Consider the following 19,545-nt stretch of genomic DNA (forward strand, 5'->3'; position numbering starts at 1 on the left):
GGGCCCGAAGTCACAGGGAGCGGAGTCCGACGAGGACCGCGTGCAGTATGTCCTCGCGCCCCAGGGGCCGGGAGGGGCCGCAGCGCTGGAGTGAGCCGTCGGAGACCATGTCGGCGACCATCGCGCGGACCTGCCCCATGGGGAGCCCGACCTCCGCGGCGAGTTCGGCCACGGTCCGGGCCCGCAGTGCGTGGTTGAGGATGGTCTCCCGTTCGGGGCGCAACCACTCGTGGCGGCCGGGGGTACGGGCGGCCATGACGAGGGTCAGCAGGTCGAGGTCGGTGGTTCTGGTGGTGGGTGGCACGGCCGCCGCGGTTCCGGCGTCGACGGCGTAGGGGCGCAGGAACCTCTCGTTCTCCGCGTCCTCTCCTCCGTCGACGGGTCTGGCTTCGTTCCCGTCGGTGCGGTTGGCCGTGCCACGGTCCGTCAGGCGACGGGCGTGGCGGCCCTCAGCGCTCACTGTGACCTCCTCTGGGCGGTGTCGGGAAAGCTGTGGTGTCGGGTGCGGCGGGGCCGAAGGGCTCGGGGTCCCCGAAGGGTTCCTGCGCTGTGAAGGGCTCCTGTCCCCCGAAGGAGACCTGCCCGCCGGAGGGCCCGTACGGCCCCTGGGGTCCGGAGGCGCCGATCTGGTACTGCGGGCCGCTCAACGGGCCGCTCGGATGCTGGTGGCCGTTCGGCGGCTGATGGCCGCCGGAGGCCTGCGGTCCGCTCCGTGCCCGGGGATCGGTGGGGACCGGGATCCCCTGGGGGCCGGAGTGCCCGTACGGTCCCGGTGCCCCCTGCGGCCCCGACGGGTACGTCGGTCCCAGCTGCCCGGGCCCCGAAGGCACCGTCCCCTGGGGGTTCAGGTGGCCGAGTACCCCCGGGAAGGAGGGCACCCCGACGGGAGCTCCGTTGACCGCGGCCGGGTTGTCCGCGGGCTCCAGCAGGCTGTCCGGGATGAGCGCGGTGGCCAGGGTCCCCCCGTAGGGCGAGGGGTGCAGCCACACGCGGATGCCGTGCCGTTCTGCCAGGCGGGCCACGACGAACAGGCCCAGACGGGGGTCGTCGGGCAGGGCCATCACATCGAACTCCGGCGGCCGGGTGAGCGTGCGTTCGGCGGCCGCGTACCCCTGTTCGGACATGCCCAGGCCGCGGTCCTCGATCTCCACGACCAGACCCCCGCCCACCGGGGTGCAGCCGACGTCCACGGGGGTCCCGGCGGGTGAGAACTGGGTGGCGTTCTCCACCAGTTCGGCGAGGAGGTGGACGACGTCCGCCACGACCTGGCCGTGCATGAGCACCCGGGGCGCGGAAGTGAGCCGGACCCGGTCGAAGTCCTCGGTCTCGGCGATGGCGGCGCGCAGCACGTCCACGAGCGGCCGGGGCTGGCGCCAGCGGCGGGCGGACTGGCCGCCGCCCAGGATGATGAGGTTGTCGGCGTAGCGGCGGGCCCGGGTGGCCAGGTGGTCCAGGCGGAAGAGCCGCCGCAGGGCCTCGGGGTCCTGCTCGTTGTACTCGATCTCGTCGAGCAGGCGCAGTTGGCGCTGGACCAGGGTCTGGTTGCGGAAGGCGATCCCGAGAAAGGCGCGGTTGGCGCCGCGGCGGATCTCGGCCTGCCGGACGGCCGCCTCCACCGCGGTGATCTGGGCACTGTCGAAGGCCTCGGCGACCTGGCCGATCTCGTCGTCACCGATCTCGTCCAGGGCCGGGAGTTCGTCCACGACGTCGACCTTGTTGCCCCGTTGGGCGCGATCGATGATCTCGGGCAGGTCGGCGTCCCGGTCCAGGATCTGTTCGCGCAGGCCGGTGAGGCGTTCGGAGAGTCGGCGTGAGGAGCGGCTCACCAGGGCGATGGCTACCACCCCGCCGATCAGGGTGACGGCCGCGGCGGCGACCCCGAGGGCGACCCTCAGCAGGGCGGCGCTCCAGGCCAGGTCCACGGTGCGCGCGGTCTGGGCCTCCGCGATGCCGTCCAGGGCCAGGGCGGAGACGGACGAGGAGGCGTCCCAGGCGTCGGCCTCGACCTCGATGACGGAGTTCCACTCGGTCAGGGGTTCCTGTCCGGGGAGCGTGTCGTCGGCCTCGGCGACCGGGGGCCGGGTGACGACTCGGCGGCTGAGCGCTTCGGCGGTGGTCCAGGGATCCTCCTGGACCAGGGCTTCGTAGTCGGCGCGCACGCTGGGGTGCATCGCGTGGGTGACGGTGTCCAGGGTGGCGCGGTAGGAAGCGGTGAGGAAGGTGAAGTGGGCCGTCTCCTCGTAGGTCATCTTCCCTGCGGGGATGACCCCGGCGAGCAGGGCGTCGGCGGTCGCGTAGTCCTCGCGAGCGCCGAGGAGCTCCCTGGTGAGGACGGCGTCGGTGAGGTTCTCGCCGCCGTCGGTGGTGTGCAGCAGTGCGGTGGCGGTGTCGGTGAGGGTGGACAGGAGGCCCCCGTAGCTGACCAGGGTCTCCTCACGGTTGGCGGTGCGGGCGTCGACCGCCGAGCGCAGGGGGGTCAGGATGTCCGGGGTTCCCGTCACCAGGGCGGCGTTACGGACCACCTCGTCGTCGCGGCCGTTCCGCAGCCGTTCGGCGAGGGTCACGGCCTCGGTCAGGGCCTCGTCCGTGCTCTGTCGCTGCTCCTCCAGCTCTCCGTGGAGGTTCGACTCGCCGGCACCGTCCTGGACCCCCAGGTGGACCATGGACAGGCGGCGCTCGGCCCGGAGTTCGGTCGCGGCCTGGGAGAGAACCTCGGTGCCCTCCTTGGCCTGGCTGACAGCGCCCATGAGCTGGGCGGCCTGGACCGTGCCGAGTGTGGCCACGATGAGCCAGAGCGCGAGGAAGCACAGGCTCGGGATGAGCACGATTCGGTTGAGCTGCCCGCGGATCGTCCGGGTGGACGCGTGAGTTCTTCGCATGGCCCCCTCCAGCCCGTGCGGGTGCCGCGGCGTCCTGGAGAGGTGCCCCGGCGGCTTTCGGTCCTGCCGAGGCTATCGAAAAATCATTGCCGTACGTTGTCAAACCATCACGACTAGTTATCCAACATCGTTGGATGATCGACGCCGAGCGTGCTAGAGAGCGACCAAACTGGAACGAAAGAGCAGGTCAAACACGACCGGGGACCCCGGTCAACGCCGCAGGGCCGCCCGGAGATCCGAGCGGCCCTGCGTGAGAGTTCCTGAGGAAGAGGTCCTGGCGTGGCGTGTCGCGTTTCGCTGGAAGCCTCGTGTATCAGGTACGGCGTGTCGCGAGATGCCGCGGATTCAGGACTCCGGCCGGTGCCGGGAGCCGACCGGGGCGGGCAGCTCCTCCGCGGTGGGGGGCTGCTCCACACCGAGCGAGTTGAGCACCTCGGCGTAGCGCAGCGCGGCGATCTTGCCCAGGAGGCTGTCCGCCCCCAGGGACGCACAGGCCCTGGCACCGAAGCGCTCGGCGAGGTCGGCCAGCTGATCGGCGGGCATCTCCGGACCCAGCGCGCTGGGCGCGATGACCGGGCGCTGGCAGCCTCCCTGGCGGAGCTGGGCCAGGACCTGCTCGAGCGAGGCCTCGTTCTCCAGGTCCGCGGGGAGCACGGTCAGGCCGAGCCGGGCCGCGAGCAGGACCGCGGTCACCCCGGCGGCGCCCACCGCGCCCTCACCACCCACGGCCCCCACCACGACGCCGTCGGCCATCGTGGTGTTGCGGGCGGTCACACTGATCAGACGCATGCGGTCGGCGCGCACGTACCCGGCCTCGGCCAGGCGCAGGTGCAGTACTTCGGCCAGCATCGGGTGCGGGCCCAGGCCCTCGGTGACGCGGACGTCGGCCCCGGCCTTGGCCACGGCCGCCCCGATCGCGGCGCTGGTGGCCGCGTGCGGGGCGGTGACCAGCGGGACCACGACCCCTGCGAGCGGGCGTTCGTCGGACTTCTCCAGGCCGGTCAGGGCCTCGTCGAGGCTCTGTTCCTGGCCCTCGGTGTGTCCGAACCGGATGGTGACCTCGGGGCGGTAGGCCCGGACGAGATCGGCCATTCGGGCACCGATCAACTCACCGTCGGCGTCCCTGGCCTGTTCAGCCGTGCCCGGGACCGCCATGATCAGGGCGGGGGTACCGAACCAGTTGTCGAAGGACAGCGGGTTGCGGTGGCGTCCGGAACGCCGCTTGGGCAGTTCGCGTGGGGGAAGTCGGTCAGAGTTTCGCATACCAGGATTCAGACGAGAGGTGGATGGGTGCGCTGTCAAAGCGGGTGGTCACTGCCGCGACATTGTAGCGTTCAACACCACATTCACGGGCGTTTCTCCTGAACGTATACCGGACCGACGCTGTTCCGAAGGGCGGGGCCAGGTCAGCCGCTCAGCGCCGGGCGTCGGCTGTTGATGACATGGGTGACCAGCCGGACGAGGACCTCCTTGGCGGATTCGCGTTCGCGGGCGTCCGCCATCAGCACGGGGACCTCGGGCGGGATGTCGAGGGCCTCGCGCACCTCCTCAATCCTGTACTCGGCGGCCCCTTCGAAGCGGTTGACCGCGACGACGAACGGCAGCCCCCGGCGCTCAAAGAAGTCCACCGCGTGGAAGCAGGTGTCCAGACGCCGTGTGTCGGCCAGGACCACGGCCCCCAGGGCGCCCTCCACCAGTTCCTCCCACATGAACCAGAAGCGGTCCTGTCCCGGGGTGCCGAACAGGTACAGCACGATGTCCTCGTTGATGGTGATGCGGCCGAAGTCCAGCGCGACCGTGGTGGTGGTCTTGTTCTCCACTCCCCCGAGGTCGTCCACCCCCTGGCTGGCCTCGGTCATCACCTCCTCGGTGCTCAGCGGGGTGATCTCGCTGACAGAGGCCACCATCGTGGTCTTGCCCGCGCCGAACCCCCCGGCGACGATGATCTTGACGGCCTGGGGGATCGCCTCCGGCGCCTGACGCGCCTCCTGGGTTCCCGGCCGGATCTCAGAGTCTGCGGATGCCATCGAGTACCGCCTGAAGTACTTTCTTCTCGGGGAGCTGGGTCACGGGCGCCGCGGCCCGGGTGTGAACGTCGCCCTCGGCCACGAGATCACCGAGGAGCACCTTGACCACCGTCAGCGGTATGTCCAGGCGCGCGGAGATCTCCGCCACCGATATGGGCCTGCGACACAGTGTCAGGATCGCTTGCAGTTCGGGATCGCGGGCGCGGTCGGCGCGGTCGCGGGCGGCCATCACGATCGTGATCAGGTCCAGTCGGCGCCCCTCGTTACCGGGCCGGGTCCGTCCCCTGGTCATCGTGTAGGGCCGAACCAGCGGACCGGCCGGTGCGTCGCCCGGGTTGACCCCGGCGGAGGGCCCCTCGGAGGTGGGGTGTCCCCGCCCCCGGTGCCAGGTCGCAGGCGGTCGCCGGGCCGATCCGGGCTCCTGCCCGCTCCCCCGCCCCTCCCGCTCCTCGGCCAGGGACGCCACGCTCGACAGCGGTGCGCCGCGCTGGTTGGCCCTGCGCTGCTCTCCGGAGGTGTTCACTAACTCCCGCCTCCCATGGCCGTCAGGTGTGCCGGGTGCCGGGGCGCCGCGGTGAGGAACTGGCCGACCCGCTTGACCCTCAGGTTCATCTCGTAGGCGACCAGACCGACGTCGGCGTCCTCCGTGGCCAGGACGGCCAGACAGGCACCGGCACCGGCCGCGGTGACGAACAGGTACGAGTGCTCCATCTCCACCACGGTCTGGCGTACGTCGCCGCCGCCGAAGTGGCGACCGGTGCCCCGGGCCAGGCTCTGGAACGCCGAGGCCAGCGCGGACAGGTGTTCGGCATCCTCCGAAGCCAGTTCCCGGGAGCGGCCGAGCAGCAGTCCGTCGGCCGACAGAACGATCGCGTGGCTGGCCCCCACGACACGGTCGACCAGGTCGTCGAGGAGCCAGTCCAGGTTGTCCGCAGCCTTGCTCTTGCTCACCATCTCAGTCGCTCTCTCCCGTATGGTCGTCGGCGCCTGCACCGACCTGGTCATCACTGCTGTGCTCGGGGCCTTCCCGGCCGAGCTCCTCGGCCCGGCCCCGCCGGGTCCCCGCACTGAAGGCGTCCATCATCCGGCGCGCCTGTTCGGGGCTGCGCTGTGGCACCGGTTCGGGTTCGTGGGCGGGGGCACCGTAGGCGGGTTCGTCGCGGAGCTGGGGGGCGAGGCTGGCCTGCCTTCTGCGCCGGGGCAGCCCTGCCCGGTCCGGTCCCGCGCCCACCCGGGTGCCGTCCGCCGGCGCGCTGTCGGTCCCCCGTCTGGGCAGCGGCGCGGGAGCCTCCCCCTGAACCCGTTCCCTCGGCTCGGGTTCCAGGTCCGGCACCTGGCGCAGCAGCGGGGCGCCCTGGGCGTGCTCCCGCGGTGCGCCCTCGGGAACGCGCTCTCCGTGCTCGGGGACCGAACGCAGCACCGGTCGGGCCGGCCTGGACCCGGCCTCCGCGGACAGCAGGTCCGCGGGGTCCTCCCGGTTCTCGCGGTCCCCGTGTCCGGAGGTTCCCGAGTGGTCGAGCCGGGCCGCGCTGGAGCGGGCGAGCACGGCAGCCCGGGGGCGCTCCGTCATGGCGGCGCCGGCGGAGACCACCAGGGCGCTGGGCACGAGCACCACGGCCCGGGTGCCCCCGTACGGGGAGTGGCGCAGCTGCACGCCGATCTCGTGTTTGCGCGCGAGCCTGGCCACGACGAAGATGCCGAGGCGGCCGTCGGTGCCGGGGGTCATGATGTCGAACTCCGGCGCCTTGGCGAGCTTCTCGTTGTTGTCGGTGAGGACCTCCTCGGTCATCCCCAGACCGCGGTCCTCGATCTCGATCACCACACCCTTGGGGACGTTGTCCGTGGCGATGGTGACGTCGGTGTGCGGCGGCGAGTAGGCGGTGGCGTTCTCGACCAGCTCCGCCAGGAGGTGGATGACGTCGGCGACGACCGCGCCCACCAGTGACAGGTCCGGGGCGGAGGTCAGCTCGACCCGGGCGTACTCGTCGGTCTCGGAGATGGCGCCGCGCAGGATGTCCACGAGCGGGACGGGGTGGCGCCAGCGGCGGCCCGGCTGGGCCCCGCCGAGGATGATGAGGTTCTCCGCGTGGCGACGGCCCCGGGTGGCCAGGTGGTCCAGCTGGAAGAGGCTCTCCAACAGGTCGGGGTCCTCCTCCTCGCGTTCCATCCGGTCCAGGAGCTGGAGCTGGCGTTGCACGAGGGACTGGTTCCGGTGCGCGATACCGAGGAAGACCCGGCCGACTCCGGCCCGGATGTCGGCCTGCTTGACGGCGGCGCCGACCGCGGTGCGCTGGGCGGTGTTGAAGGCGTCGGCGACCTGGCCGACCTCGTCGGCGCCGTGGTCGAGCTGTTTCATCTCGGTGTCCAGGTCGACTCTCTCGCCCGCCTCCAGGCGTCGCACGATCCGGGGGAGGTCGCTGCGGGCGATGCCGAGCGTCTCCGCCTTGAGCTTGGCCAGCCGGTAGGTGAGGCGGCCGGCCGAGCGAGCGGCGGTGCCGTAGGCGACCGTTCCGGCGAACATGGAGGTGATCCCACCGCCGAGGGCCAGGGTGAACATCCACGAGCTGGCCTCCTCGGTGGCGGAGACGACTGTGTCCACTCGCTCCGCGGTGACCGCGGCCAGCCCGATGTTGACCTGGTCGGCGGCCGCGCGCCAGCCGCCGAGTCCGTCCGGTGGAGCGGTGTCGCGGGTCAGCTCACCGGTGAGGGGGTCGGTGTCGATCCGTGCCTCGTGCTGGACGAGGGTGTCGGCCATCTCCATGGCGTCGGCCCAGGCCGCGCCCGCGGTGACCTGATCGACGGTGGGGACCTGTTCCCGGCTGGCCACCGGTTCGGCGGTGGCCTCCGCTGTGTCTTCCGCGGGGTCTTCCACAGAGTCCGTGACCGGATCCGTGGCCGAACCCGTGGCCGGGGCCATCGCGTCCAGGCGGCGGCGCGTGTCACCGATGAGGGAGGCGATCTCGGCCTGTTCGGCCCGGCTGAGATCACGCTCGGCCAGGACCGTGGTGACCAGGGCGTCGGCGTGGCCGAAGCTCTCCTGGGCCCACAGCAGGTTGTCGGCGGCCGCGGCGGCATCGGAGGCGGGGCCGTCGTCCAGCCCTCGGACGGTGTTCGCGTAGAGGCGGATGCCGTGGTGGATCGCTGCGGTGTAGGCGTCCAGGGCGTCGGTCACCGGACCCGGGTCGGCGAGGTCGTCCGTACGCAGAGCCTGGACCTCGTCCAGGGAGTCGAAGAACTCCTGGGTCAGCGGGTCCGGGGAGTCGCCGTCATCCTCCAGGGTGTCGCGCACGTCCCGGACCCTGATGAGTGCTTCGTCGGTGGTCTCCGCGGCGCCGACGAGCCGCTGCCGGGTCTGGCCGCCGGGGGCGGTGAGGTACTCGGCGCTGAGGCGGCGTTCGGTCTGGAGTGCGGTGAGCGCCTCGGCGAGGTCGACCCCGGCCCGGCCGTCGGTGACCGAGGAGCGCAGGGAGATCGCCTGGGCGAGGGTGGCACTGCTCAGCACGACGAACAGTACGAGGAAGGTGATGCTGGGGATCAGCACGATCCTGTTGAGCTGCGTCCTGATGCCGGTCTTGGCCCCGCGCCCTGTGCCCCCTGACTGACCCACTGCGCTCCTCCCACGGACTCGGCGCGGGCACCGGAGGCCACGCGTGGTGCGTGCCGGTTCCCACGCGGGTCGTCACGGTACGCGCAGAGGGGAACACGTGTGGTGCCCGCAGACTCAGGACGCTACCGCACCAGCCACGGCGGTGCGGGGGGAATTCCAGATTGGTTTCCTACCGGACCTGGCGGCCGGACCTGCGCGGGACGTTTCCTCCCGGGCGTGAACGACCGGGCTCCCAAGCCCGGCACACAGGTGAAGGGGCCCTGCCGGATCGCCGTACGGATCCGACAGGGCCCCTTCACGACGGGCGTGGCTAGGAAATGAAGGCCTTGCGGTGTGCCTCGACGTCCGAGCGCAGGCGGTCGAGCTGTTCGGCGACCCGGACCGGGGCGGTGCCGCCGCGGCCCGCGCGGGAGGCCAGGGACCCCGGCACGGTCAGGACCTCGCGCACGGCCGGGGTCAGGTGTTCGGAGATCTGCGCGAAGTCGGCGTCGCCGAGGTCGGGCAGGTCGATGCCGCGTTCCTCGCACACCCGCACGCAGGTGCCCGCGATCTCGTGGGCCTCGCGGAAGGGGACGCGCTCGCGGACCAGCCACTCGGCGATGTCGGTGGCCAGGGAGAAGCCCTGCGGGGCCAGCTCCGCCATCCGGTCCGTGTGGAAGGTCAGGGTGGCGACCATGCCGGTCATGGCGGGCAGCAGCAGGTGCAGGCTGTCCACGGCGTCGAAGACCGGCTCCTTGTCCTCCTGCAGGTCCCGGTTGTAGGCCAGCGGGAGCCCCTTGAGGGTGGTGAGCAGGCCGGTGAGGTCACCGACCAGGCGGCCCGCCTTGCCGCGGGCGAGCTCGGCGACGTCGGGGTTCTTCTTCTGCGGCATGATCGAGGAGCCGGTGGAGAAGGCGTCGTCCAGGGTGATGAAGGAGAACTCCTTCGTCGCCCACAGGATGATCTCCTCCGAGAGCCGGGACAGGTCCACGCCGATCATCGCGGTGACGAAGGCGAACTCGGCGACGACGTCGCGGGCGGCGGTGCCGTCGATGGAGTTTTCCGAGGAGGCCGGGAAACCGAGCTCGGCGGCGACCGCCTCGGGGTCCAGGCCCAGGGAGGAACCGGCCAGGGCACCGGAACCGTAGGGCGAGACCGCGGCGCGGCGGTCCCAGTCGCGCAGCCGCTCGACGTCGCGGACCAGCGGCCAGGCGTGCGCCATCAGCTGGTGGGCGAGCAGCACGGGCTGGGCGTGCTGCAGGTGCGTGCGGCCCGGCATAGCGGCGTCGGGGTGGGCCCCGGCCTGGTCCGCGAGGGCGCGCACCAGGTCCAGGAGCTGGTCAGCGATGGACCGGGCCTCCTCGCGCAGGTACATGCGGACCAGCGTGGCGATCTGGTCGTTGCGCGAGCGTCCGGCGCGCAGCCGGCCGCCGAGTTCGGGGCCGACCCGCTCGATGAAGCCCCGCTCCAGCGCGGTGTGCACGTCCTCGTCCTCGAGCACGGGGGTGAACTCCCCCGAGGCCACGTCGGCCTCCAGCCGGTCCAGGCCCGCGATCATGCGGTCGAGTTCGTCGGCCGAGAGCAGTCCGGCGCGGTGCAGGGCGCGGGCGTGGGCGCGTGAACCCGCGATGTCGTGGCGGGCCAGCCGCCAGTCGAAGTGGGTGCTCAGCGAGAGACGGGCCAGAGCCTGGTCCGGTCCTCCCTCGAAGCGGCCGCCCCACAGGCGCAGGGCCTCGGGCTGGTCGGCCATCGTGGTCTCCTTAGTGAACGTTCAGGTGGTGCCGGGCCGCACGGGCGCGGTCAGGGTTTACGGTCGGCCAACCGCAGGAGCGCCGCGGCCAGTTCCTCGCCGCCCCGGGGATCGCGGGCGATCACCATGATGGTGTCGTCGCCCGCGATGGTGCCCAGGATGGCGTGGAAGTCGGTGTGGTCGATGGCCGAGGCCAGGTACTGCGCCGCCCCCGGCGGGGTGCGGATGATGACCATGTTGGCGGAGGCCTCGGCCGAGACGAGCAGGTCCTCGGCCAGCCGGTTCAGACGGGCCCCGGAGACCTGTTCGAGGCCGAGGGTGTCCGGGCGGGTGCGCTGGAGGCGTTCGCCGCCCTCCCCCGGCAGGACGTAGGCCAGGTGGCCGTCCGCGGTGCGGAGTTTGACCGCGCCCAGTTCGTCCAGGTCGCGGGAGAGCGTGGCCTGGGTGACCTGGACCCCGGCGTCGGAGAGGCGCCTGGCCAGTTCCCCCTGGGAGCGGACGTCCTCGCGGGTGAGGACGTCGGTGATGCGGGCGTGGCGGGCGGCCTTGGTCATCGGGGCCGTACCGCTGTGGTCGTTGGTCATCGTGTCTCGGGCTCGGGGTTGTCGCTGCTCTCGAGCAGGTAGGCGAGCAGGGCCTTCTGGGCGTGGCGGCGGTTCTCGGCCTCGTCCCAGACCACGCTCTGCGGGCTGTCGATGACCCCGGCGGTGATCTCCTTGCCCCGGTAGGCGGGCAGGCAGTGCAGGACGATCGCCTCGGGGTGGGCGGCGGCCATGAGCGCCTCGTCCACGGTGTAGGGGCGGAAGGGGGCCTCGCGGTCCTCCTTCTCGTCTTCCAGGCCCATGGAGACCCAGGTGTCGGTGGCCACGACGTCGGCGCTCTCGGCCGCCTTGTGGGCGTCGGCGGTGACGGTGACCGATCCTCCGGTGCTCTCGGCGATCTCGTTGGCCCTGGTCAGGATGACCGGGTCCGGATGGTAGCCCTCGGGGGCACCGATCCGCACGTGCATGCCGGCGATGGCGCAGCCCAGCAGGTAGGAGTGGGACATGTTGTTGGCGCCGTCGCCGAGGTAGGCGAGGGTGAGCCCGGCCAGGGTGCCCTTGTGCTCACGGACCGTCTGGAGGTCGGCGAGGATCTGGCAGGGGTGGAACTCGTCGGTGAGCGCGTTGACCACCGGGATGTTGATGTGCCGGGCGAGGTTCTCGAGGTCGGCCTGGGCGAAGGTGCGCCAGACCACGGCGGCGACCTGGCGCTCCAGGACCCGGGCGGTGTCCTCGATGGGTTCACCGCGGCCCATCTGGGTGCTGCCGGAGTCCAGGACCAGCGGGTTGCCGCCGAGGTCGGCGACGCCCACGGAGAAGGACAGGCGGGTGCGGGTGGAGGGCTTGTCGAAGAGGAGGGCGACCGTGCGCGGCCCGGCCAGGGGCCGATAGGAGAAGCGGTCGCGCTTCATCTCGTCGGCGAGGTCGAGGACGCGGGTCTGCTCCTCGGGCGTGAGGTCGTCGTCCCGCAGGAAGTGCCGGGTCATGATTGGGTCTCCTTCGTCGCGGCGGCCTCGGCGGCGTCCAGGATGGTGGGCAGGGCCTCGATGAACACGCCGATCTGCTCTGGTGTGATGACCAGGGGCGGGGCGAGGCGGATGGCGTCGGGGGCCACGGCGTTGACGAGGAAGCCGCGGACGGCGGCCTGTTCCTGGACGTGGGCCGCGTGCGGGCCGGTGAGTTCCAGGGCGCGCCAGAGTCCGCTGCCGCGCTGTCCGGCCAGGAGGGGGTGCTTGACGCCCTCGATCTGCTCGGCGAGCAGGTCGCCCATCACGGCGGTGTGGGCGAGCAGGCCCTCGCTCTCGATGGTGTCGATGACGGCGAGCGCGGCGGCGCAGGCCACCGGGTTACCGCCGAAGGTGGAGCCGTGGTCGCCCTTGTGGAAGGCGTCGGCGTAGCGGCCGAAACCGACGCAGGCGCCGATGGGCAGTCCTCCGCCCAGGCCCTTGGCAAGGGTGAGGACGTCGGGGCGCACGCCCTCCTCCTGGTGGGCGAACCACTGGCCGGTGCGGCCGATACCGCTCTGGATCTCGTCCAGGACGAAGGCCGCGCCGGTCTCGTCGCACAGGGCGCGGACCCCGGCGAGGTAGCCCTCGGGGGCGGGGACGACCCCGGCCTCACCCTGGGTGGGCTCGACGAACACGGCGACGCAGTTCTCGTCGACCGCCTCGGTCAGGGCCTCCAGGTCGCCGTGGGGCACGAAGCGCACGTCCATGCCGAAGGGGCCGAAGGGTTCGCGGATGGATTCCTTGCCGGTCAGGGCGAGAGATCCGGCGGAGCGGCCGTGGAAGCCCTTGTCGGCGGCGACGAAGTAGTGGCGGCCGGGGCCAGCGGCGCGCTTGACCAGTTTGAGGGCGGCCTCGTTGGCCTCGGTGCCGGAGTTGGCGAAGAAGACCTTGGCGTCACCGCCGAGCAGCCCGACGAGGCGTTCGGCGAGTTGGACCTCGCGCTCGTGCACGAAGAGGTTGCTGGTGTGGGCGAGGGTGGCCGCCTGGTGGGCGACCGCCTTGACCAGGGCGGGGTGTCCGTGCCCCAGGCTGGACACGGCGATGCCCGCGATGAGGTCGAGGTACTGGCGCCCGTCGGCGTCGTAGACCTCGCAGCCGCGCCCGAGGGTCAGGGCCACGGGCGGCACCCCGTAGTTGGGCATGATCGAGGCGGCGAAGCGCTCCCTCAGTTCGCTGCTGGTCACTTGACGGCTCCAGGGTTGTGCTCAGTGGTGGTGTCGGTGGGGCGCCAGGGGCGCGGGTAGTGGCCGTTCCCGGCGAGGAGTTCGGCCTCCAGTTCCTCGTCAGCGACCATCGTGCCCACGCCCTGGTCGGTGAAGACCTCCAGGAGCAGGGAGTGCGGGACACGGCCGTCGATGATGTGGGCCTGGGGTACGCCGCCCTCGACGGCGGTCAGGCAGGCTTCCATCTTGGGGAGCATGCCGGAGGACAGGGAGGGCAGGAGGGCGCGCAGCTCGTCCACGTTCAGGCGCCGGATGAGGTCGGTGTTGGCCGGGAAGTCGGCGAACAGGCCCTCGACGTCGGTGAGCATGATGAGCTTGCTCGCACCCAGCGCGACGGCGAGCGCGGAGGCCGCGGTATCGGCGTTGATGTTGTAGACGCCGCCGTCGTCGGCGCGGGCGACGCTGGAGATCACCGGGATGCGGCCGTCGGCGATGAGCGCGGAGACGGCGCCGGGGTTGACCTCGCTGACCTCGCCGACCCTGCCGATGTCAACGGTCTCACCGTCCACCTCGACGCTCTTGCGCTCGGCGTAGAGGAGGTTGGCGTCCTCGCCGGACATGCCGACCGCGAAGGGTCCGTGCTGGTTGATCAGGCCGACGATCTCGCGGTTGACCTGGCCGGTGAGGACCATGCGGACGATGTCCATGGCCTCGTCGGTGGTGACCCGGAGTCCGGCGGTGAAGGTCGACTCCACCCCGGAGCGGTCCAGCATGGCGCTGATCTGCGGTCCGCCGCCGTGCACGACGACGGGGCGCAGGCCCGCGTAGTGCAGGAAGACGATGGACTCGGCGAAGCGGACCCGCAGTTCCTCGCTGACCATGGCGTTGCCGCCGTACTTGACCACGACGGTGCGGCCGTGGAAGCGGGAGAGCCAGGGCAGCGCCTCGATGAGGTTGGCCGCCTTGTCCATGGCCTGGGCCTGGTCCCGGGTGGGGTTGTCGGAGATCCTGGAGTTCACGGGTTGGCCTGCCTGTCCTGGGGGGTTCCGGTGTCGGATGTGTCCGCGGCGAGCTGGGCGGCGAGCTCCTCGCACACCTTCGTGAGCAGGTCGGCGAGGACCCCTTCGTCGGGGGTGGTCGGAGCGGCGCCGCTGGCCATGAGCAGGACGGTGTCGTTGGTCCCGGTCATCGGGGCGAAGGCTTTGGCCGCGGCATCGGCGACCAGGCTCTGGCACTGCTCGGCGCTGAGGTCGGCGTCGGTGGTCAGTACGCACAGGACCGATCCGACGGAGGCGTCCGGCCCCTTGGCCATGCCTCCGACGGTGACGCCCTCGCCGCGGCCGAAGGCGATCTTGGCGACCGTGTCCCCGGTGCGGATGGCGTCGGCCGCGGGGAGTCCGCCGCCGCGTTCTGCCTCGGCGAGCGCGGCCGTGAGCCCGGTGTTCAGGGATTCGGTGGGCAGGACGGTGCCGATCGGGCCGGCCGAGCACAGCACGATCTCGGCGGCGGAGTCGGCGAGCAGGTCGGCGGCGTGCTCGGCCTCGGCGTGGGCGGCCTGGAAGCCGAGTACTCCGGTGCCCGCGTTGGCGCAGCCGGAGTTGAGGACGGCGGCGCGCACGCGGCTGCCTGCGACGACCTGCCGGGACCACAGGAGCGGGGCGGCGGGGTCGGGGTGGTCGGTGAAGACCGCCCCGGCGGCGCGGGAGGGGCCGTCGTTGATGACGACGGCGACGTCGCGGGCCCGGTCGGGTTTGATCCCGGCGGCCACGCCCGCGGCGCGGAAGCCCTTGGGTGCGGTGACACTCACGTCGATGCCTCTTCCCGGGTTCTCAGGGGGCGACCGCGGCGAGCGGGAGGCCGGTGTCCTCGGGCAGGCCCAGGGCGAGGTTGGTGCTCTGGATCGCGCCGCCCGCGGTCCCCTTGGTCAGGTTGTCCAGGGCGGCGACGGCGACCATGCGGTTCGCGTCGGGGTCCACGGTGACCTGCACGAGGGTGGTGTTGGCCGCGACTGTCATGGCGGTGTTGGGCCAGGTGCCCTCGGGGAGCAGGTGGACGAAGGGCTCGTCGGCGTAGGTGGTCGCGTAGGCCGCTCGCACCTGGTCGGCGCTGACGCCGGGCTTGAGGGGCGCGGTGCAGGTGGCGAGGATGCCCCGGGGCAGGGGCGCGAGGATCGGGGTGAAGGAGAGGTGGACCGGCTCGCCGGTGACCGAGGTGAGGTTCTGGACGATCTCGGGGTTGTGCCGGTGGGTGCCGCCGACGCCGTAGGGGCTGAGGGCGCCCATGACCTCGCTGCCGACCAGGTTGGGCTTGGGTGCCTTGCCCGCGCCGGAGGTGCCGGTGACGGCGACGACGGTGAGGTCGGTCTCGACGAGCTGCTGCGCCAGGGCCGGGAAGAGGCCGAGGGTGGCGACGGTGACGTGGCAGCCGGGGACGGCGACCCGGCGGGCCCCGGTGAGGCGCTCGCGCTGGCCGGGCAGTTCGGGCAGGCCGTAGGGCCAGGTACCGGCGTGGGGGGTGCCGTAGAAGCGTTCCCAGGCGGCGGGGTCGTTGAGGCGGAAGTCGGCTCCGCAGTCCACGACCAGGACGTCGTCGCCGAGCTGCTGGGCGATGTCGGCGGACTGTCCGTGCGGCAGGGCGAGGAAGACGACGTCGTGACCGCGCAGCTCCTCGACGGTGGTCGGCGCGAGGATGCGGTCGGCCAGCGGGAGAAGGTGCGGCTGGTGTTGGATGAGGGGGGTCCCGGCGTTGCTGCCCGCGGTGACCGCGCCGATCTCGATGTCGGGGTGCCCCAGGAGCAGACGCAGCAGCTCGCCCCCGGCGTAGCCGCTGGCTCCGGCGATGGCCGCTGTGTATCCCATGGTGAGACCCTCTCTCCTCGACTGGACTGAACCATCATGCATGGCTCTGCAAGTTTATGCAACCAAGGGTGGGAGAATCACCGACCAGGGGCACCGGAGAGCGAGAGCGGTGGGGGTCACAGCCCCGGAAGGGGACGGGTCCGGCTCTGGGTCAGTTTCCAGGCATCCGGGTGGCCAGGTCGGCCAGGCGGGAGGTGTGGGCCTTGCCCTCGGCCTGGGACTCCCGGCGGTCGGCAGTGCGGTAGAGGCCGCGCACGACCTTCGTGCCCATCCAGCGCAGCGGCTCGGGTTCCCAGCCGCGCACCTCGTGGCCGACCCACGGCAGGCGGGTCAGGTCGGTGCTGCGGCCCAGGATGAGGTCGCGCAGGGTACGCCCGGCCAGGTTGCTGGTGGCGACTCCGCTGCTGGAGTAGCCGCCCGCCCAGCCCAGGCCGGAATCGGCGTCCAGGTTCACCGTCGGGGACCAGTCGCGGGGCACTCCGAGCACCCCCGACCAGGCGTGCTCGACCGGTGCGTCGGCGACGTCGGGGAACAGCGCGGTCAGCGAGCGCCAGAGCTCGGCGATGGCCTGTGGCTGGGTGGTGCCCTCGCTGCCCTCCGAACCCCCGGATCGGCGCGAGGAGCCGCGACCGCCGATGGCGATGCGGTCGTCGGCGGTGCGCTGGGCGTAGACGTAGGAGTGGGCGGCGTCCCGCAGCAACTCGCGGCCCTCCCAGCCGATCCGTTCCCAGAGTTCGGGGGCGATCGGCTCGGTGACGATCATCGAGGAGGACATGGGGCGCCAGCGGCGGTGCTGGCCGCGCAGGGTGGAGGTGAAGCCCTCGGTGGCGCGGACCACGTGGTCGGCGCGGACGGTGCCGTGTTCGGTGACCACGGCCGGGCGGTTTCCGCCCTCGCGGGGCCGTATCTCGGTCACCGGGGTGTCCTCGAAGATCTCCACACCCAGCGCCTCGACCACCCGAGCCAGGCCGGTGACCAGCTTGGCCGGGTGGATACGGGCGGCGTGCGGGGAGTAGCCAGCGGCCACGGCGCCGTTGACCGCGATCGGGGGCGCGTGGTCCAGGTCGACCATGTGGATGTCGTCGGGCCAGTACCCCCAGTCCTGGAGGTAGTCGATGTTGTTCCGGAGCCGTTCGTGCTGGGCCGCGTTGCTGGCGACCACACGCATGCCGCCCTTGACGATGTCGGCGTCGATCCCCTCGGCCCCGGCGACCGAGACGACCTCGTCCACGGTGTTCATCAGCGCGCGTTGCAGGGCGACCATGGCGGCCTTGCCGTGTGACTGGGCGTAGTCCTCCTGGGAACCGGAGAACTCGGCGGTCAGCCACCCTCCGTTACGGCCGGAGGCGCCGAAACCGGCGAACTCCCGCTCGACCACGCATACGCGCAGGTCCGGCTGGGCCTTCTTGAGGTAGTAGGCGGTCCACAGGCCGGTGTAACCGGCTCCGACCACACAGACGTCGTAGTCGGCATCACCCGGCAGAGGCGCTCTGCGTTCGGGGAGACCGCTCTCCCTGAACCAGAAGGAAACCCCGCCGTTGGCGAAGCGAGCGGATCGGGGAATCGGCCTCATCTGGGCAGCAGTGGTGAACAGCCTCATCATTCCCCCGGAACCTCAGTGCTCCCGACCCACCCCGCGTTGGGTCCCCCGAACTCTCGCCAACCTACACGGGAACGAAGGCTCGTGGCATGTTTTCTGCACATTCACGAGGATCGTCCGGTCGCGGAAGCGGCGATTCGACTACGCAACGTCGCAGTTCCGTACCTTTTTAATCGCAGGAGCTGTCACGGAGCGTACGCGCGATCGTGGCGAGTTGTCGAACCCCGCCCTCCCCGAGCGGGGCGAGCACGTGCTCACGCAAGCGCTCCACGTGGCGGATCCGGGCGGCGCCGATGAACTCGATCCCCTTCTCGGTGAGGGTGGCGTAGACGACCCGGCGATCGGTGGCACAGTTGTGCCGTTCCAGGTAGCCCTCCTTCTCCAGGCGGTCGGCCAGCTTGGTGAACCCTCCGGTACTCAGGCTGACCTCCCTGGCCAGGCGGCTCATCGGCAGCTGGTGCCCCGGGGTGCGCTGGAGTCGGATGAGGACCTCGAACCAGGGGCCCGCCATGTCCTTGCCGTCGGGGGTTATCCCGTGCAGCAGCTTGGGCTGAATGGAGTTCATCGCCTCGTGGAGCAGACCCCAGGCCGTGATCAGGTCGTCGTCACTGGGTCCCGTACCGTGCTGCTCGTCCACGCCGGTCGGCTGTGCGGTCATGTGCTGTCCCCTGTCGTGCCATCGGGGAGGAAACGCCACACCCGCCCCGAAAGAAGTATCTTCCCAGTAAACATTACTCCACGGTATCCGTACTGGACAGAGGTTTCCCAGGAAAATAAATAACCCACCGGCGCGTGACACGGCACCGGTGGGTCCAGCAAGGGCCTGCTCGGGTCAGTGGAGAGGCCTTCTCGGGGTCAGTCCCGGGGTCAGTGGCGGGCCATCACCGCGTCCAGGGCCGACGACAGGGTGGACGTCATGTGGTCGATCTGCTCCCAGGTGATGACCAGTGGAGGCGAGACCAGCAGGGCCTTGGGCACCGGCCGGACGATGACGCCCCGGGTGCGGGCCTCGGCGAAGATCTCCGCCGTGGTGATGCCCCGCTCGGTGAGGGCTTCCTCGGTGAGCTCCACCGCACCCATCACCCCCGTGCCGGAACGGACCTCGGCGACCAGCGGGTGGTCGGCCAGTCCGCGCAGCGCCGAGTCCAAGTGGGTCTCCACCTCGCGGGAGACCGTGAACAGGTCCTCGCGCTCCAGGATGTCCAGGTTGGCCATGGCCGCAGCGCAGGCCGACGGGTGCCCGGCGTAGGTGGTGCCGTGCAGGAACGGGTTGCCCGCCTCGTTCCAGAACGGGTCGGCCACCCGGCCGTTGACCACCACACCGCCCAGCGGCAGGTAACCGCTGGACACGCCCTTGGCAAAGACGATCATGTCCGGGCTCACCCCGAACCGCTCGATCCCGAACCAGTTCCCCATCCGGGCGAAGCCGCAGATCACGCTGTCCACCACGAACAGCACTCCGTACTTCTGACAGATCCGCGCCACGTCGGTGAAGTAGTTCTCCGGCGGCAGGAACACCCCGCCCGCCCCGATCACCGGCTCCGCGAAGAAGGCGGCGACCCGGTCGGCGCCGACCCGCAGGATCTCGGCCTCCAGGGCGGCAGCGGAGTCGTGCCGCACCACGGAGGTGTCCTCGATCAGCTTGCCGTAGCCGGAACGGAAGCGCTCCATCCCGATGATGCTCGTACCGAAGCCGTTGAGGCCGTGGTAACCGCCGGTCCGGCTGATCAGGTGCTGGCGCTGCGGCTGCCCCTGGGTGGCCCAGTAGCTGCGCGCCAGCTTGGCGGCGGTGTCGATCGACTCCCCGCCCCCGCAGGTGAGGATGACGCGCGGGTCCTCGACCGGCGCGTGCGCTGCCAGGCGCTCGCTGAGCTCCATCGCGGGCACGTTGTTGAAGTCTCCGTAGACGGTGTAGGCGTCCAGGGTGGTCATCTGCCGGTGGACCGCGTCCGCGATCTCGGCACGGCCGTGGCCGACGTTGCAGTACCAGAGGCTGGCGGTCCCGTCGAGGTAACGGTCACCGGACTGGTCCCAGAGCCACACGCCCTCGGCGCGGGCCACAACGAACTCCGGGCCCTTGGCCACGGTGTTCATATCGCAGAAGGTATGCCAGAGACGGCTGGGCTCCCGGTG

Annotated in this window: 17 protein-coding genes; all 17 read right to left on the reverse strand. The window is 71.3% G+C overall.

Going from position 1 to position 19,545, the window contains the following annotated elements; translation table 11 throughout:
- Positions 1–10: 10 nt before the first annotated feature.
- Entirely contained in the window at positions 11–460 is a 450-nt protein-coding gene (locus tag NE857_RS23150) for a DUF742 domain-containing protein (protein WP_017583921.1), read from the reverse strand.
- A complete protein-coding gene (locus NE857_RS23155; protein ID WP_254417649.1) occupies positions 450–2,879 on the reverse strand; it encodes a nitrate- and nitrite sensing domain-containing protein in 2,430 nt (809 codons plus the stop codon). The genes NE857_RS23150 and NE857_RS23155 overlap by 11 nt, the downstream gene beginning before the upstream one ends.
- A gap of 345 nt (positions 2,880–3,224) precedes the next feature.
- Positions 3,225–4,142 carry a sirohydrochlorin chelatase gene (locus NE857_RS23160; RefSeq protein ID WP_254417650.1) on the reverse strand — a complete coding sequence of 306 codons (918 nt, stop codon included), beginning with the start codon at positions 4,140–4,142 and terminating at the stop codon, positions 3,225–3,227.
- Positions 4,143–4,285: 143 nt separating this feature from the next.
- Positions 4,286–4,906, reverse strand: coding sequence for a GTP-binding protein (locus tag NE857_RS23165; RefSeq protein ID WP_017583923.1), 621 nt, complete (start codon positions 4,904–4,906; stop codon positions 4,286–4,288).
- The gene (locus tag NE857_RS23170) at positions 4,887–5,429 is read right to left on the reverse strand and encodes a DUF742 domain-containing protein (protein ID WP_254417651.1); all 543 of its coding nucleotides are present in this window, start codon (positions 5,427–5,429) and stop codon (positions 4,887–4,889) included. Before NE857_RS23170 ends, NE857_RS23165 begins: the two co-directional genes overlap by 20 nt.
- Entirely contained in the window at positions 5,429–5,860 is a 432-nt protein-coding gene (locus tag NE857_RS23175) for a roadblock/LC7 domain-containing protein (RefSeq protein WP_017583925.1), read from the reverse strand. Before NE857_RS23175 ends, NE857_RS23170 begins: the two co-directional genes overlap by 1 nt.
- Position 5,861: 1 nt before the next feature.
- Positions 5,862–8,513: a sensor histidine kinase gene (locus NE857_RS23180; protein ID WP_254417652.1), complete on the reverse strand. Its 2,652-nt coding sequence runs from the start codon at positions 8,511–8,513 to the stop codon at positions 5,862–5,864.
- Positions 8,514–8,823: 310 nt separating this feature from the next.
- Entirely contained in the window at positions 8,824–10,242 is a 1,419-nt protein-coding gene (gene argH / locus NE857_RS23185) for an argininosuccinate lyase (RefSeq protein WP_254417653.1), read from the reverse strand.
- 50 nt (positions 10,243–10,292) lie between these two features.
- The gene (locus NE857_RS23190) at positions 10,293–10,826 is read right to left on the reverse strand and encodes an arginine repressor (protein WP_017583928.1); all 534 of its coding nucleotides are present in this window, start codon (positions 10,824–10,826) and stop codon (positions 10,293–10,295) included.
- Positions 10,823–11,770 carry an ornithine carbamoyltransferase gene (argF, locus tag NE857_RS23195; protein ID WP_254417654.1) on the reverse strand — a complete coding sequence of 316 codons (948 nt, stop codon included), beginning with the start codon at positions 11,768–11,770 and terminating at the stop codon, positions 10,823–10,825. Before argF ends, NE857_RS23190 begins: the two co-directional genes overlap by 4 nt.
- Complete coding sequence (locus tag NE857_RS23200) at positions 11,767–12,975, reverse strand: acetylornithine transaminase (protein WP_254417655.1); 1,209 nt, start codon at positions 12,973–12,975, stop codon at positions 11,767–11,769. Before NE857_RS23200 ends, argF begins: the two co-directional genes overlap by 4 nt.
- Positions 12,972–13,925: an acetylglutamate kinase gene (argB, locus tag NE857_RS23205; RefSeq protein WP_394297052.1), complete on the reverse strand. Its 954-nt coding sequence runs from the start codon at positions 13,923–13,925 to the stop codon at positions 12,972–12,974. Before argB ends, NE857_RS23200 begins: the two co-directional genes overlap by 4 nt.
- Before the next feature lie 44 nt (positions 13,926–13,969).
- A complete protein-coding gene (locus NE857_RS23210; RefSeq protein ID WP_254417657.1) occupies positions 13,970–14,761 on the reverse strand; it encodes a bifunctional ornithine acetyltransferase/N-acetylglutamate synthase in 792 nt (263 codons plus the stop codon).
- Positions 14,762–14,783: 22 nt separating this feature from the next.
- A complete protein-coding gene (gene argC, locus NE857_RS23215) occupies positions 14,784–15,812 on the reverse strand; it encodes an N-acetyl-gamma-glutamyl-phosphate reductase (RefSeq protein WP_254417658.1) in 1,029 nt (342 codons plus the stop codon).
- Between the two features lie 151 nt (positions 15,813–15,963).
- A complete protein-coding gene (locus NE857_RS23220) occupies positions 15,964–17,385 on the reverse strand; it encodes an NAD(P)/FAD-dependent oxidoreductase (protein WP_254417659.1) in 1,422 nt (473 codons plus the stop codon).
- 196 nt (positions 17,386–17,581) lie between these two features.
- Entirely contained in the window at positions 17,582–18,070 is a 489-nt protein-coding gene (locus NE857_RS23225; protein WP_017583943.1) for a MarR family winged helix-turn-helix transcriptional regulator, read from the reverse strand.
- Between the two features lie 209 nt (positions 18,071–18,279).
- Positions 18,280–19,506, reverse strand: a complete 1,227-nt coding sequence (locus tag NE857_RS23230) for an aminotransferase family protein (protein ID WP_254422069.1) — start codon at positions 19,504–19,506, stop codon at positions 18,280–18,282.
- Positions 19,507–19,545: the final 39 nt, after the last annotated feature.

This window comes from Nocardiopsis exhalans, assembly GCF_024134545.1.
GTDB lineage: Bacteria > Actinomycetota > Actinomycetes > Streptosporangiales > Streptosporangiaceae > Nocardiopsis > Nocardiopsis exhalans.